Raw genomic sequence first — 13,988 nt, forward strand, 5'->3', positions numbered from 1 at the left:
AGGAGTGCAACGCGTGCGGTGGTTGCTTCCAGACGTGGTCGAGGAGGAGGTGGCGTCCCTGGCGGGGGAGCTGTCGCTGCACCCGCTCGCGGCGAAGGTGCTGCTGCACCGCGGCTACCGCACCCCGGAGTCCGCCTCCGCGTTCCTGTCCGACAAGCTGGCGGACCTGCCGGACCCGTTCCGGATGAAGGGCATGCCCGCCGCGGTGGAGCGCCTCACCCGGGCCCTGCGCATGCGGGAGAAGGTGACGCTGTACGGGGACTACGACGTGGATGGGGTGTGCTCCACGTCGCTGCTCTACCTGTTCCTCAAGGAGCTGGGCGCCCCACCGGCCACGTACATTCCCCACCGTCTGGATGAGGGCTACGGCCTCAACCTGGGCGCGGTGGAGCGCATCGCCGCGGACGGCACGCGGGTGCTGGTGACGCTCGACTGCGGCATCACCTCCGTGGCGGAAATCACCCGCGCGAAGGAATTGGGCCTGGACGTGGTGGTGGTGGACCACCACACGGTGCCGCCCACGCTGCCCCCGGCGGTGGCGGTGCTCAACCCGCACCAGCCCGGCTGTGAGTACCCCACCAAGGCGCTGTGCGCCGCGGGCGTGGCCTTCAACTTCTGCATGGGCCTGCGCAAGCGGCTGCGCGACGACGGCTTCTTCGCCACCCGCAAGGAGCCCAACCTCCGTTCCATGATGGACCTGGTCGCCATGGCCACCGTGGCGGACGTGGTGCCCCTCACCGGCGCCAACCGCATCCTCGTGTCCCACGGCCTCCAGGAGCTGAGCGCCGGTCGCCGCCCGGGCGTGCGTGCCCTCAAGGAAGTGGCGGGCATGGACCCCGACGCCACCGTCACCGCCGGCCAGGTGGGCTTCCGCCTCGGGCCCCGCATCAACGCCGCGGGCCGGCTGCATGACGCGTCGCTGGGCCTGCAGCTGCTCACGTCGGAGTCGCCGGAGACGGCGCGCTCGCTGGCGGCGGTGCTGGACCGCGCCAACGCGGAGCGCCAGGGAATCGAAAGCCACATCCTCACGCAGGCACTGGCGCAGGCGGAGACGCTCAAGGACGCGCGCGGCTTCGTGCTCTACGACGAGGGCTGGCACCCGGGCGTCATCGGCATCGTCGCCTCGCGCGTGGTGGAGCGCTACTACCGGCCCACCGTCATGGTGGGCGTGAAGGACGGGGTGGGGAAGGGCTCGGCGCGCAGCATCGAGGCCTTCCACCTCTACGACGCGCTCAGTGGCTGCTCGGAGCTGATGACGCGCTTCGGCGGGCACAAGCACGCCGCCGGCCTCACCATCGACGCGGACCGGCTGCCGGCCTTCCGCGAGGCCTTCGAGAAGATTGCCTTCCAGCGCCTCACTCCGGAGGACCTCATCCCCCGGTGCAAGGTGGACGCGGTCGTCCATCCGAGCGAGCTGGACGCCCACGCGGTGGAGTCGCTCCAGCGCCTGGGGCCCTTCGGCCAGGGCAACCCGGAGCCGGTGTTGGTGCTGCGCCGGCAGGTGGCCCGCCCGCGCGTGCTGCAGCCCAAGTCGGGCATGGGCAGCGGCCACCTCAAGCTCGCCCTCGCGGACGCGCCGGAATTGGACGCCATCGGCTTCAACATGGCGGACCGCGTGACGCTGGTGGAGGGTCCGGTGGACCTGGCCTTCCAGGCCGGCTTCGACACCTTCCGCGGCCAGCGCAAGCTGTCGCTGCGCCTCAAGGACGTCCGCAGGGCTGCGTGAGTGGGACGCGTCCGAGGCTGCCCCGGGCGGCCTCGGCGGCTTAAGCCAGCCCCCAGCGCACCCGGCCCGGCGTCATCAGCGCGCCGACGCGGGCCAGTTCGTTGAGACGGAAGCGCTCCGCCTGTCGCTCGAAGGCGTGACGGCAGCGCTCCGAGCAGAAGAAGTACCGGCGCTTCTTGTACTCCGCCGTCGGACGGCCCTCCGGTGTGTCGAGCTCCTTCCCACACACCGGATCCCAGTGCTGCCCCTGCCCCTGAACGCTTTTCATCACACGCCTCCCCGCCCCAGGGAGCTCGCGCTCCCACCCGTGAGGATGGATAAGCACGACGCGTGCCGTTGCCCATCTCCTTGGGATGCCAAGCAGGCCGGGCCGGCGGCGGCCGGGAGGGTGAAGATTTTTCCGCCGCCGCTCCCGGCTTCGAAGCAGGGCGCGGCGGGCGGAGTGTTCTTCAGAAGGCGGTGCCGAGGCTGCCGCCGAGGAAGAAGTCGTTCATGTAGCCCCGGCGGAAGGCCATGGCCTCCAGGCGGAAGGCGAGGCGCAGGTTGCTGGTGGACGAAATCTTCGGGCGGCCCCGGAAGCCCACGCCGCCCTGGAGCACGGGCTTGAGGCCATTCACCTTGGTCTCCACGGCGTCCACGGTGATGGAGGTGGCCTGGTAGGCGACGCCTCCGCCGGCCTGGGCGAAGAAGCCGAAGTCCGACTTGCCCAGCTTCAGCTCGTAGGCCGGGGCGATGGTGAAGTAGTGGACGCGGGTGTCACCGGTGATGAACGACGTGCCGTCGCTGATGCTGCCGTACGTCCACCGGATGTCCGCCCAGAGGGCCTCGCGCAGCGGCTCGTTGTCGAGGATGCGGCCGTACTCCCAGGTGGCGCGCACGCCGAGCCCCAGCTTCGTCTCGGCGAACTGGCCGCGCGAGCTGTCCAGCAGCAGGGCGCCGGCGATGAGCTCCACCGCCACACCCATGTTGGGGTCGTCCAGGCCGGAGAGGGCCTTGAAGTCCCCGTCCTCACCCTCCTGCTCGGCGACGCGGCGGAAGTCGTCCGTCTCGTCCACGTTCTGCTTCTTGCGACGCTCGTAGTCGTCGTCTGCGTCGTTGGAGCGGGCGGGCTCCTCGTCGGGGTAGGCGTAGGGGTCGTCGTCGTCCTGCGCGAGCGCGGGCGTGGAAAGTGCGAGGCCACCCAGGAGGCAGCGTACGAGCCAGGTCTTCACGGAGTGGGTCCTCATCATTCGGCGGGCAGTCGAGGGCAGGTGGTGCCGGGGGCGGAGCTGGCCGGGCACAGGTTGGGATTGGACGTCCCCACGAGCAGGTCCCTGGGAATCTGGAGGTGGTCCATCAGCTCGTTGCAGACGGCCTCCTTCAGCTTCAGGTCGGTGACGTGGGTGATGATGGCGCCAGCGGCCACGGCCAGGGTGAACTTGTCCTGGTCGTTGATGTACTGCTGCGACAGCTGCAGCAGGCCGGGCGTCTTCGGGTCGGAATCGTTGTAGGCGGCGACAATCGCGCGCAGCAGCACCTCGCGCTGCCCCTGGCCCTCGCCCGCCTGGTAGAGCGCGCTCGCGAGCAGGGTGCCCACCAGGTACTCCTTGCCGCTGAACTCGTTCAGGCTCTGGTTGCGCAGCTGCGTGCGCAGCGCCTCCGTCATGCAGCGGTCAGAGCGTGACAAGTCCCTGTCCCGCGCGATCTGGTCGTACGGGGCGTCGTGGAAGGACGTGGAGAAGAACTTCGCGTCACACCCCTTGGTGGCGCGGCAGGTGGTGCCGTACGCGTGGTAGTCGGCCAGGCCCTCGTCGAAGGACTTGAGGACGTTGGCGCCCGGGCTGGACCCGGAGGCGGCCCAGAGGGACAGCGCCTCGGGGAAGGGCTGGCCGCCGTAGACCTTCAGGTTGAAGATGCGGTGCGAGTACTCGTGCGCGATGATGCCCGCGTTGATGGCGAGCGGTGCGCGCTGGAGCTGGTCGAACGGCAGCACCAGGAACGACTCCATCACCGAGAAGTAGAGCGCGTTGTCGAGCAGCGGGTCCTTGTCGACGTCGGCGAGGATGAACTCGGGGAAGTAGTAGGTGGTGACGGGCTTCTTGAAGTCCGCCGCGGGGATGTTGCCCACCGTCTGGAAGTAGTCGAAGGCGCGCTCGAGGTTGTAGTACGCCGTCACCATGTTCCAGGTGTGGAAGTCCGCCGGCCACAGGACGCCGTCCTGGTTGATGTAGCTGGCGGTGACGTCGTGGCCCTCCTCCTTGAGCAGGGCGTTGACGAACGCCTCCGGCGTGGTGGCGGTCTGGAGGTCCTGGTCCTCGGAGTCGAAGACGATTCGGGCCCCGCCGCGGAAGTCGGCGACCGTGCCGTTGAGGCTGACGATGTCGGTGACCGTCTTGAGCTCGACGTCCTGGGGGGCGTATTCGCCGTTGCTGTTGAGCACCAGGGCGCTGACCTTGACGGGTGCGCTCGTTTCGGGCGCACAGCCGACGGCCAGTCCCAGCGTGGCGGTGGCGGCAATGACTGTTCGGAGCATGACGCCGTTTTACTCCGGACCGCTCAGAACGTGTATTCCCCCCCGACAGTGAAGAGCCCGGAGCGGACCCGGGAGGCCTCCCCGCCCTCCACGGCCTCCAGGCGGTCCTGCTGCAATGCCACCGAGGCCCACACCCGCGCCATCTCTCCCAGGCGCACCGTCCAGCGGGTGGCCAGCACGTGGGACAGGCCCTCGCCGGACACGTACCGCGTGAAGGCGTAGGACAGCTGCCCCCGGACAGCCCGGCCGGGGCGCCAGGTGACGGAGGGCTTGAGGTCGAAGAGTGAGGGGGCGGTGGGGATGCCCGTGGTGGCGTTGAGGTCCGACACCCGCTGCGCCACCCCGGAGCCCAGGTCGCGGTTGATGCGCGTGCTCAGGCCCAGCAGGGCGCGGCGGGCCTCGAGGGCGTTCTCGAAGCGGCGCGTGAGCTCCACCGTCTCCGCCTCGGTGAACTGGCCGGCGGTGAGCGGATCCTCGCTGTAGAGGGTGAGGCCGGCGCGCAGGCCCACCTCCCAGTGTGTCCCCAGCATCAGCCGGCCGCCCACGGAGGGCCGGGCCACCCAGAGCAGGTCCTCCCGGGCGTAGCGCAGGGTGGTGCCGTTGCGGGTGGGGACGACGATTTCGCGGCTCAGCGGGTAGCGGGTGAGGGACAGGCCCGCGTCCAGGCCGTACTCCACGTCGGAGAAACCCGCCGAGTCGTACGCCGCGGACAGGAGCAGCGCCTGGCTGGAGTAGCCGGTGCGCGCGTCCACGGAGGGCAGGTTGAGCCTCGGCCGCTCGGGGGCCAGCGCGGTGAGCGTGCTCTTGGGCAGGCCCACGCTCGCCGTGGCGGCCACCAGCCAGTGCTCGCCCAGCACGTGGTCCACGCCGAGGGAGAGCTGGTGCGTGGCCGAGGTGCCGGACTCGGGCCGGGCGGCGGTGTAGCCCAGCGTGAGGAAGGTGGTCTCCTTGTACAGCGCCATGTCGCCCAGGAGACTCCAGGCGCGGTAGTCGCGGCCGGCGCTGACCTCGAGGGTGGCGGTGATGCGCCGGCCCGACTCCGAGCCCGTTTCCGAACCCGGCTCCGAGCCCGCTTCCGAGCCCGCTTCCGCGCCCGCGGGCCGCGCCGCCAGCACCGAGGCGAGGAGCGCGAGCACGGCGAGGCTCCGCCCGGGCCGGCGCGGCGCGTGGAGCACGGCAGTGGATTCCCCCTGCATGGGAGCAGCAACACGCGGCCGCCCCCGAAGTTGCGGGCCGGCCGGGCGGGCACTGGGAGCGTCAGGAATCGCCCCAGAATCCGACCGTTTGAGAGGAGTCAGGTGTGCGCGGATTCCTTGACGCATCGTTTCCACGATCCGTATGGTGCCGCGCTTTCCCTCACTACGAAACCAGCAGGCGGTCCTGTCCATGGCGGTCCCGTTCATCTCCGAGGTCAAGCGTACCCACAACTGCGGCCAGCTCACGGCCGCCAACGTCGGCGAGGAGGTCGTCCTCTTCGGCTGGGTGCACAACCGCCGAGACCACGGCGGCGCGGTCTTCATCGACCTGCGAGACCGGGAGGGACTCACCCAGGTGGTGTTCGAGCCTGACTCCGCCGAGGCCCACGCGCTGGCTGGCAGCCTGCGCCTGGAGTTCTGCATCGGCGTGCGCGGCAAGGTGGTGTCGCGCGGCAAGAACGTGAATCCGAAGATGAAGACGGGTGAAATCGAGGTCAAGGCGACCGACCTCACCATCTTCAACCGCTCGGAGCCGACGCCGTTCCCCATCGAGGACAACATCGACACCTCGGAGGAGAAGCGGCTGGCGCACCGCTACCTGGACCTGCGCCGCGCGCCCTTGCAGAAGTCGCTGATGACGCGCTCGAAGATGAACGCGCTGACCCGCTCGTACATGGTGGGCAACGGCTTCCTGGAGCTGGAGACGCCGTTCATGGGCAAGTACACGCCCGGCGGCGCGCGCAACTTCCTCGTGCCCAGCCGCATGAACGCGGGCAAGTTCTACGCGCTCGCGGAGAGCCCGCAGCTCTACAAGCAGCTCTTCATGGTGGCCGGCTTCGACCGGTACTTCCAGATCGTCAAGTGCTTCCGCGACGAGGACCTGCGCGTCGACCGGCAGCCGGAGTTCACGCAAATCGACGTGGAGATGAGCTTCGTCCAGCAGGACGACGTCTTCACCATCATCGAGGGGCTGCTGAAGAAGCTGTGGGGCGAGGTGCTGGGCATCGACATCCCCACGCCCTTCCTGCGCATGGACTTCTACGAGTCCATGGCGAAGTACGGCAACGACAAGCCGGACCTGCGCTTCGGGCTGGAGCACGTGGTGCTCACGGACCTGATTCGCGAGCACGGCGAGGCCGGCGGCGTGCCGATGATGTTCGAGGCGGTGCAGAACAAGGGCATCGTCAAGGCGATGGTCATCCCCGTGGCGAAGGCGATGAGCCGCGCGGAGAGCGACAAGCTGGAGGAGTTCGCGAAGCAGGCCGGCGCCAAGGGCCTGGCCCGCGCGAAGGTGGGCGAGGGCGGCGAGTGGACCCAGTCGCCGCTGTCGAAGACCATCTCCCAGGCGCTGCGGCATGCCATCAACCAGGCCGTGGGTGCGAAGACGGGCGACCTCATCCTGTTCCAGTTCGGGAAGGAGGCGCTGGTGCACACGGTGATGGCGAACCTCCGCGTGCACGTAGCGAAGAAGCTCGGGCTGATTCCGGAGTACGGCAGCGGCGGCCAGTGGAACTTCCTGTGGGTGGTGAACCCGCCGCTGTTCGAGTTCGACGAGGAGACGAACACCTGGGCGGCGGCGCACCACGCCTTCACGCGGCCGCACGACGGGGATGTGGACTACCTGCTCACGGACCCGGGCCGGGTGAAGTGCCACCGCTACGACGTGGTGCTCAACGGCTTCGAGATTGGCGGCGGCTCCATCCGCCTCCATGACCCGAAGGTGCAGGCGCAGGTGTTCAAGGCGCTGGGCATCAGCGACGAGGAGGCCCAGACGAAGTTCGGCTTCCTGCTGGACGCGCTGAAGTACGGCGCGCCCCCGCACGGTGGCATCGCCCTGGGCATGGACCGGCTCGCCTTCCTGCTGACCAACGCCGAGTCCCTGCGCGACGTGATTCCGTTCCCCAAGACGAAGACGGGCACGGACCAGATGACGGGCGCCCCCGGCGAGGTGGACGACCGGCAGCTGCGCGAGCTGCACGTGCGGCCCGTGCCTCCGCCGCAGAAGTAGCAGTCCCGTGGGAGCCGGGCGCGCGTGCGCCCGGCTTCGACGCGAGCCCGTGCCGCGCCTTCCGCTGATGGGCGTTGCACGCAGGCTGCTCGGAGCCTGCCTTCAGACGATGGATGCGAGCGGTTCCGGCCCGCCCTCCAGCGTCTCGCGCAGCCTGCGCAGGCCCTTCTCCAGCGAGGCGCGGGTGCGCGGTGCTCCCAGGCACACGCGCACCGCGGCCGGCGCGGTGGCCGGGCCCACGGTGAACACTTCCGCGGGCGTGACGGACACTCCCCGCCGCCGGGCCTGCGCGGTGAAGGACTCCGCGCGCCAGCCGGCCGGGAGCTTCAGCCAGAGGTGGTAGGTGGGTGCTCGCGGCGCTTTCGGCAGCAGGTCTCCGAGCACCTCGCGCGCCAGCTCCAGCCGCTCCTGGGCTTCTCGGCGGCGGCGCACCACCAGCTCGTCGGCGGTGCCGTCGTTCACCCAGCGGGCGGCGACCTCCGCCATCAGCGGCGGTGTCATCCTCACGGCCAGGGCTGCTTCCTCCGCGAGCCGCTCCGTGCCCGCCTCGGAAGGTGCCGCGAGGTAGCCGATGCGCAGCCCCGGCGCGAGCAGCTTGGATACGCCGCCGATGAACCAGCCGGACTCCGGCACCAGCGTGCTCAGCGGGGGAGGGCACTTGTCGAGCAGCAGCCCGTAGGCGTCGTCCTCCACCACCGTGAGCCCGTGCTTGCGCACCACCGCGGCGATGCGGCGACGGCGCTCCTCGGACATCACCGTGCCCGTGGGGTTCTGGAGGTTGGGCACGCAGAAGAGGACCTTTGCGCCGGTGCGGCACGCGGCCTCCAGGGCGTCCGGCTTGAGGCCATGCTCGTCCAGGGCCACGCCGTGCAGCCGCAGGTGCAGCCGGCTCGCGAGCACCTTCAGGCCCGGGTACGTGAGGGCCTCCGCGAGCACCGTGTCCCCCGGGCGCGTGAGGGCCGTGAGCGCCACCTCCATGGCGTGCTGTCCTCCCGAGCACACCACCACCTGCTCCGGGGACACCTCCAGGCCGAAGCGGGACAGCCACTTCGCGCCGGCCTCACGGTGCGCGAGCAGCCCCGCGTGGGGCTGGTAGTCGAGCAGCTCGGACAGGCGCGGGGAGCGCTGCAGGGCGTCCAGTGTCTTGCGCAGCGCGGTGCCCGCCGGGTCTCCCGGAGGCGTCGCCGGCCAGTTGAGGCCCAGCTCCACCAGCGCGTCGTCTCCTGTGTCCGGTGCCGGAGTGGGGAGGTGGCGGGGCGCGTCCCGGTGGCGCACGAAGGTGCCCCGGCCTACCTCGCCGCCGATGAGTCCCCGGCGCTCGGCCTCCGCGTAGGCGCGGGTCACCGTGCCCACCGTCACGCCGACCTTCTCCGCCAGCTCGCGGTGCGTGGGCAGGCGCGTACCCGGTGCGAGCCGTCCCTCGTCGATGTCCGCGGCCAGCGCATCCGCGATGACCCGGTACAGCGGGCCGTCCCGGCCCCGGAGCTGCGGCGTCCAGCTTGTCATGGTGACAATTCATACGGTTGACGGGTGGCTGCGCGCAATGCATCCATTGTGTCGATTCTGGCTGGAACATGTATCGGTACAATTCGCGCGGGGGCGGTGCTCCGTCCGCCGCGCCAGGGAGAGGTGCACGCCATGCAGGTGACCATCGTCGATGCCTTCACGAAGACGCCGGGGGAGGGCAACCGTGCCGGCGTGGTGCTGGACGCGGCCGGGCTGGACGCGGAGGCCATGCAGCGCATCGCTGCCGTGGTGGGGGCGTCCGAGACGGCCTTCCTGGTCGCGCCGCCAGCAGAGGGGGTCGTCCGCCTGCGCTACTTCGCGCCCGCGACGGAGATTCCCTTCTGCGGCCACGCCACCGTCGCCACGTTCCACCTGCTGGCCGAGCGCGGACTGCTGAAGTCTCCAGGCACGTACCGGCTGGAGTGCGCGGCGGGCCCCCTGGACGTCGAGCTGGAGTCCCTGGAGATGCGCGGGGCGCGGGCATGGATTGTCACGCCTCGCCAGCCGTGGGTGGAGAGCCCGGTGCCTCTGGAGACGGTGATGCAACTCCTGGGCGGGACGGTGGAGATGGTGGACCGCTCGTTGCCGGTGCTGCGCACCGGGTACCGGTTGGTGGTTCCGATGCGACGCCGTGAGGACGTATGGAACCTGTCGCCACAGTCCCGGGCTCTTGCGGAGGTCCTGCGACCGCAGGGCCTGAACGGTGTGTACGTGTTCACCCGCGAGACGAAGGACGCCAGCAGCGTGGCGCATTCGCGCTACTTCCCACCCGTGATTGGCGTGGCGGAGGACCCGGTGACGGGTGCCGCGGCCGGGCCGCTCGGGATGTACCTGGCGACGCAGGGGGTGCTGGCGCTGCCGGTCGAGGGCGGCACGGTGCGAGCGCGCATCGAGCAGGGGGATGCCATCGGCAAGCCGGGGCGCATCGAGGTGGAGGTCACCGGCCGGGCGGGAGCGCCCGAGCGGGCACGGATTGGCGGCGTGGCGGTGACGGTCTTCGAGGGCACGCTGCGGGCCTGATTCAGGACGTCCTGGGAATCGAGCGGCGGCCGGGCTGTTCCGGGGCGCATGAGAGCGACTCGTTGGCTCCTGGCCGCCGTGCTCCTGGGGACCGGGGCCTGCCGTACCGCGCAACCGGATGCCCCGGCCCGGGACGCGCAGGCCACCGCCGTGACGTGTGAGCTTCCCGCTTCACCTTCCGAGCTCATCCCCCTGTCGGAGGACCCGTACCCGGGCGAATTGCACGAGGTCTTCGACGTGCCGGATGTCCCGGAGTGGTGGGCTCCGGCGCCGCCCGAGGCCGAGCGTGAGCGCTACCGCACGGCCCTGGGGGCACGGCTCGGGGAGCAGGCCCTGGGGCACCGCGCCCTGCTGGAGCGCGTCCATGCCACGCATGCGGCCCTGGTGGGCACGCCGATGGGGCGCGAGTCGGAGAACACCTCGCGCGTCCTCGCGGGGACGGCGGGCCAGGTGGGGCCCGTCTCCTGCCTGGAGTGGAGCCTCTTCCAGCATCAGGCCCGGCGCTTCCCGATGATTGAGCGCCCCACCGAGTTCGGCGCCTACGTGCTGCGCGGCCACGGCCGGATTCGCGTCTACCTCTCGGGCGCGGACCGCATCGGCGGGCGGCTGTACAGCGGCGTGCGGGACAGGGTGATGGCGGATGTCGCGCGGGGCTTCGCGCCCGTGGCGCACGTGCACAACCATCCGTTCATGTTCGACCGGAAGCCCGGAGACCGCATGTGGACCACGCCCGAGACGGTGAACGACGTCGGCGGAGGCGTGGCCCCCAGCCTCACTGACGTGCAGGCGTACCGCCGCATGCGCGAGGCCTTCGGGCTCCAGGGGGCGTGGGTGACCAACGGGCTCGACACCGGCCGCTACTCCTCCGAGGACTTCGACCGGCTCTCCGCGTGGGATTGACGCGCTCCCTGGGGACCTCCGGGGATGGCCACGAGCTGCCGGTACTGGCGCGGGCTCAGGCCCGTCACCTGCTTGAACTGGCGTGACAGCGCGCTCTGGTCGCAGAACCCCACCGCCAGGGAGATGGCGGCGATGGACTGCTCCGAGCCCACCAGCCGCTCCGCCGCCGCGTCGATGCGCGTCTTCATGATGAACTGCCCGGCGGAGAGCTGGAAGATGCGCCGCATCCGTCGCTCGAACTGCGCGGCGGACATCCCAGACCTCCGCGCCAGCGCGTCGATACGCAGCCGCTCCCCGTAGTGCGCCTGGATGTGGTCGATGGTCGCCGCGAAGCGCTCATCCACGCGCCCGGCACGCCCGGGTTCGTGCACGTCCCTGGACAGGCAGGCGAGTCCCATCACCGCCCCCGCGGCGTCGAACAGCGGCACCTTGCTTGTCAGGCACCAGCCCGGCTTCCGGTTGTTGAAGAGCGTCAGGTCCAGGTTGTCCACCAGGGCGCGCCCCGTCCGGAACACCCGCTGGTCCTGCCGTACGTAGCGGTCCGCCATGTGACGGGGGAACAGGTCATGCGCCGTGCGGCCCACCGCCGCCGCCTTGCTGTCCAGGCCGCAGCGCTCCGCGCAGGCCTCGCTGATGCACACGTACCGCCCTCGGGTGTCCTTCACCGAGAAGACGATGTCCGGCACCCGGTCGAACAGCGCCTCCGCGAAGAGCGGATTCGCCACCTTCCCCATGAAGTCCGCCCGCCATTGCTCCAGGTCCGCGCGTGCCTTGGTGGTTTCCATACGCCCTCGCAAGGGAAAGACACAAGAATCACAGTTGTGCTCAAGACTACCTTGATTACCGCGTGAAACCCCACGCATCCCAGTCGAGGAGCACGAAGCCATGAGCCGTCCATTCACGGATGGGTATCGCTGTCACATCGCCCTCGCAGTCTGTCTCACCCTGTTCGGAGCCGGCGCCTCCGCCCGCCCCGGTGGCCCCGCTCCCGCCGAAGCCCTGAAGACACACGGAATCGACCATCCCCACCAGCGAATCCGAACCGACGAGCGCCCGCCGGATGTCTCGCCGGAGCGACTGCGGGAGTCCCTCGTGCCGCGCGCCCCTGCACGGGCGCAGCTCGCCGCCTGCGACACGGCGGCTTTTGCCTCCGCCAGTGGCAGTGCGCTCGTCACCCTGGTGAAGGGCTCCACGCAGGAGTGTGTCAACACGTTGTTCAGTGTCACGGGCACCCTCGCGGCCCAGGTGTTCGTCGAGAGCAAGATGGTCACCATCGCCAACGCGCTCACCACGAACGCGCAGGCCTACACGGGAAGCAACACCGGCGGGACTCTCCAGCTCATCCTCTTCCTTCGCGCCGGCTACTACGTGCAGTTCTACAGCCCGGACGTCGTGGGCAGCTACGGCACGGCGCTGAAGAACGCCATCCGCCCGGCCCTGGCCGCCTTCGTGGCCAATAGCCACTTCACCGACGTCAATGACAGTCATGGCAGCGTGCTGCGCGAGTTCGTCACCCTCATCGACAGCGCGGGTGAGAATGCCCTCCATCTGGGCACCTTCCAGGGGCTGCTCAACCGCTTCAACGACACGGCGCTGTCCTACTGGTACATGCGCAGCGCGACCAACAACGTGTTCGTTGGCCTGTTTCGCGGCCACTACAACGCGGACTTCGTGGCGGCGGTGAACAGTGACACCTCCATTGTCGACACGCTGAGCAGTTTCGTGAGCCGGAACGAGCACCTGCTGGGCACCGACAACCAATTCCTCACCGTCAACGCCGCACGCGAGCTGTCCCGCTTCCTGCAATACACCGGCGCGCTGCTGGACAAGACCCGGCCCCGGGTGAAGGCGCTCATCACCAGCCACGCCATGACGGGGCCGGGCGCGGGCGTCTGGGTGGGCGCGGCGGAGATGGCGGACTACTACGACGGCGCCAACTGCGCGTACTACGGCATCTGCGACTTCCGGCGCACGCTGGAGCAGGCCGTGCTCAAGGTGTCCTACTCCTGTGGCGCCAGCCTGCGCATGCGCGCCCAGGACATGACGGCCTCGCAGTTGAGCCAGAGCTGCGGCCAGCTCGCGACGCAGGAGACGTACTTCCACGACAAGCTGAAGACGAACCGCGTGCCCGTGGCCAGCGACGGCAATACGGCCCTGGAGATGGTCATCTTCGACAGCAGCCTGGACTACCAGACCTATGCCGGGGCGCTGTTCGGCATCGATACCAACAACGGGGGCATGTACCTGGAGGGAGACCCCGCCGCCTCGGGCAACCAGGCCCGGTTCATCGCGTACGAGGCGGAGTGGCTGCGGCCCGCCTTTGAAATCTGGAACCTGCGGCACGAGTACGTCCACTACCTGGACGGCCGCTTCGACATGAAGGGCGACTTCGGCGCCAGCACCAGCCAGCCCACCATCTGGTGGATTGAAGGCCTGGCCGAGTACGTCTCCAAGAAGAACGACAACACCCAGGCCGTGTCGCTCGGCACGAGCAAGAGCTTCCAGCTCAGCCAGGTGTTCCGCAACGACTACAACAGCGGCACGGACCGCGTGTACTCCTGGGGCTACCTGGCCGTGCGCTTCATGTTCGAGCGTCACTCGGACCAGGTGGACACCATGCTCGGCCACTTCCGCACGGGCAACTACACGGCCTACCGCCAGTACCTGGACGGGATTGCCACCACGCGCGACGGGGAGTTCCACCAGTGGATTGACTGCGTGGCCACCGCGACCGACCCGAGCACCTGTGTCAATCCCGGTCCTGGCCCTGGCACGCCGCCCTGCACGGACTCCGACGTCCGGATCCTGGGCAACGGCTGCTACCGGGACAACCTGGCCTCCACCTACGAGCTGTACTTCTACCTCTGGGTGCCCTCCGGCGCGCGCAACCTGCGCGTCCAGATGAGCGGGGGCACGGGCAACGCGGACCTGTACACCCGCGCCAACCAGTGGCCGACCCTGACGGTGTACGACGCCCGGCCCTATCTGCCCGGCAACGACGAGACGGCGGTCATCTCCAGCCCGGCGACCGGCACCTGGCACTACCTGATAGTCAAGGCCCGCGCCCCCTACGCGGGCGTGAGGCTGGAGGCCCGCTTCGACACGGGGCCCTGACCCAGG

General features: G+C 69.7%; 11 protein-coding genes. 5 read left to right on the plus strand and 6 right to left on the minus strand.

The features are described 5' to 3' along the window. Positions 1 to 13 precede the first annotated feature (13 nt). Positions 14 to 1,726: a single-stranded-DNA-specific exonuclease RecJ gene (recJ, locus tag OV427_RS39565; RefSeq protein WP_267861406.1), complete on the plus strand. Its 1,713-nt coding sequence runs from the start codon at positions 14 to 16 to the stop codon at positions 1,724 to 1,726. Positions 1,727 to 1,766: 40 nt separating this feature from the next. Here the strand turns inward: recJ and OV427_RS39570 are convergent, their stop codons facing one another. From OV427_RS39570 to OV427_RS39585, 4 genes are all read right to left on the minus strand, one after another. Continuing rightward, the gene (locus OV427_RS39570) at positions 1,767 to 1,994 is read right to left on the minus strand and encodes a YHS domain-containing protein (RefSeq protein ID WP_267861407.1); all 228 of its coding nucleotides are present in this window, start codon (positions 1,992 to 1,994) and stop codon (positions 1,767 to 1,769) included. A gap of 181 nt (positions 1,995 to 2,175) precedes the next feature. Next, entirely contained in the window at positions 2,176 to 2,937 is a 762-nt protein-coding gene (locus tag OV427_RS39575) for a hypothetical protein (RefSeq protein ID WP_267861408.1), read from the minus strand. Between the two features lie 14 nt (positions 2,938 to 2,951). Then, on the minus strand, positions 2,952 to 4,238 hold the full coding sequence (locus OV427_RS39580; RefSeq protein WP_267861409.1) for a hypothetical protein: 1,287 nt from the start codon (positions 4,236 to 4,238) through the stop codon (positions 2,952 to 2,954). A gap of 23 nt (positions 4,239 to 4,261) precedes the next feature. Beyond that, complete coding sequence (locus OV427_RS39585) at positions 4,262 to 5,374, minus strand: hypothetical protein (RefSeq protein WP_267861410.1); 1,113 nt, start codon at positions 5,372 to 5,374, stop codon at positions 4,262 to 4,264. Between the two features lie 250 nt (positions 5,375 to 5,624). On the opposite strand from OV427_RS39585, the gene aspS reads away from it, so the two are divergent. Continuing rightward, entirely contained in the window at positions 5,625 to 7,442 is a 1,818-nt protein-coding gene (aspS, locus tag OV427_RS39590; RefSeq protein ID WP_267861411.1) for an aspartate--tRNA ligase, read from the plus strand. Between the two features lie 102 nt (positions 7,443 to 7,544). On the opposite strand, the gene OV427_RS39595 is transcribed toward aspS, so the two are convergent. Then, positions 7,545 to 8,948 carry a PLP-dependent aminotransferase family protein gene (locus OV427_RS39595; protein WP_267861412.1) on the minus strand — a complete coding sequence of 468 codons (1,404 nt, stop codon included), beginning with the start codon at positions 8,946 to 8,948 and terminating at the stop codon, positions 7,545 to 7,547. A gap of 132 nt (positions 8,949 to 9,080) precedes the next feature. Here OV427_RS39595 and OV427_RS39600 point away from each other — a divergent pair, with 132 nt between their 5' ends. Both OV427_RS39600 and OV427_RS39605 read left to right on the plus strand, forming a co-directional pair. Then, positions 9,081 to 9,968 carry a PhzF family phenazine biosynthesis protein gene (locus OV427_RS39600; protein WP_267861413.1) on the plus strand — a complete coding sequence of 296 codons (888 nt, stop codon included), beginning with the start codon at positions 9,081 to 9,083 and terminating at the stop codon, positions 9,966 to 9,968. Between the two features lie 48 nt (positions 9,969 to 10,016). Continuing rightward, positions 10,017 to 10,868, plus strand: coding sequence for a hypothetical protein (locus OV427_RS39605; protein ID WP_267861414.1), 852 nt, complete (start codon positions 10,017 to 10,019; stop codon positions 10,866 to 10,868). On the opposite strand, the gene OV427_RS39610 is transcribed toward OV427_RS39605, so the two are convergent. Further along, complete coding sequence (locus OV427_RS39610; protein WP_267861415.1) at positions 10,826 to 11,653, minus strand: AraC family transcriptional regulator; 828 nt, start codon at positions 11,651 to 11,653, stop codon at positions 10,826 to 10,828. The genes OV427_RS39605 and OV427_RS39610 overlap by 43 nt on opposite strands. Positions 11,654 to 11,753: 100 nt before the next feature. Here OV427_RS39610 and OV427_RS39615 point away from each other — a divergent pair, with 100 nt between their 5' ends. Continuing rightward, complete coding sequence (locus OV427_RS39615) at positions 11,754 to 13,982, plus strand: M9 family metallopeptidase (protein WP_267861416.1); 2,229 nt, start codon at positions 11,754 to 11,756, stop codon at positions 13,980 to 13,982. Positions 13,983 to 13,988: the final 6 nt, after the last annotated feature.

This window comes from Pyxidicoccus sp. MSG2, from assembly GCF_026626705.1.
Lineage (GTDB): Bacteria > Myxococcota > Myxococcia > Myxococcales > Myxococcaceae > Myxococcus.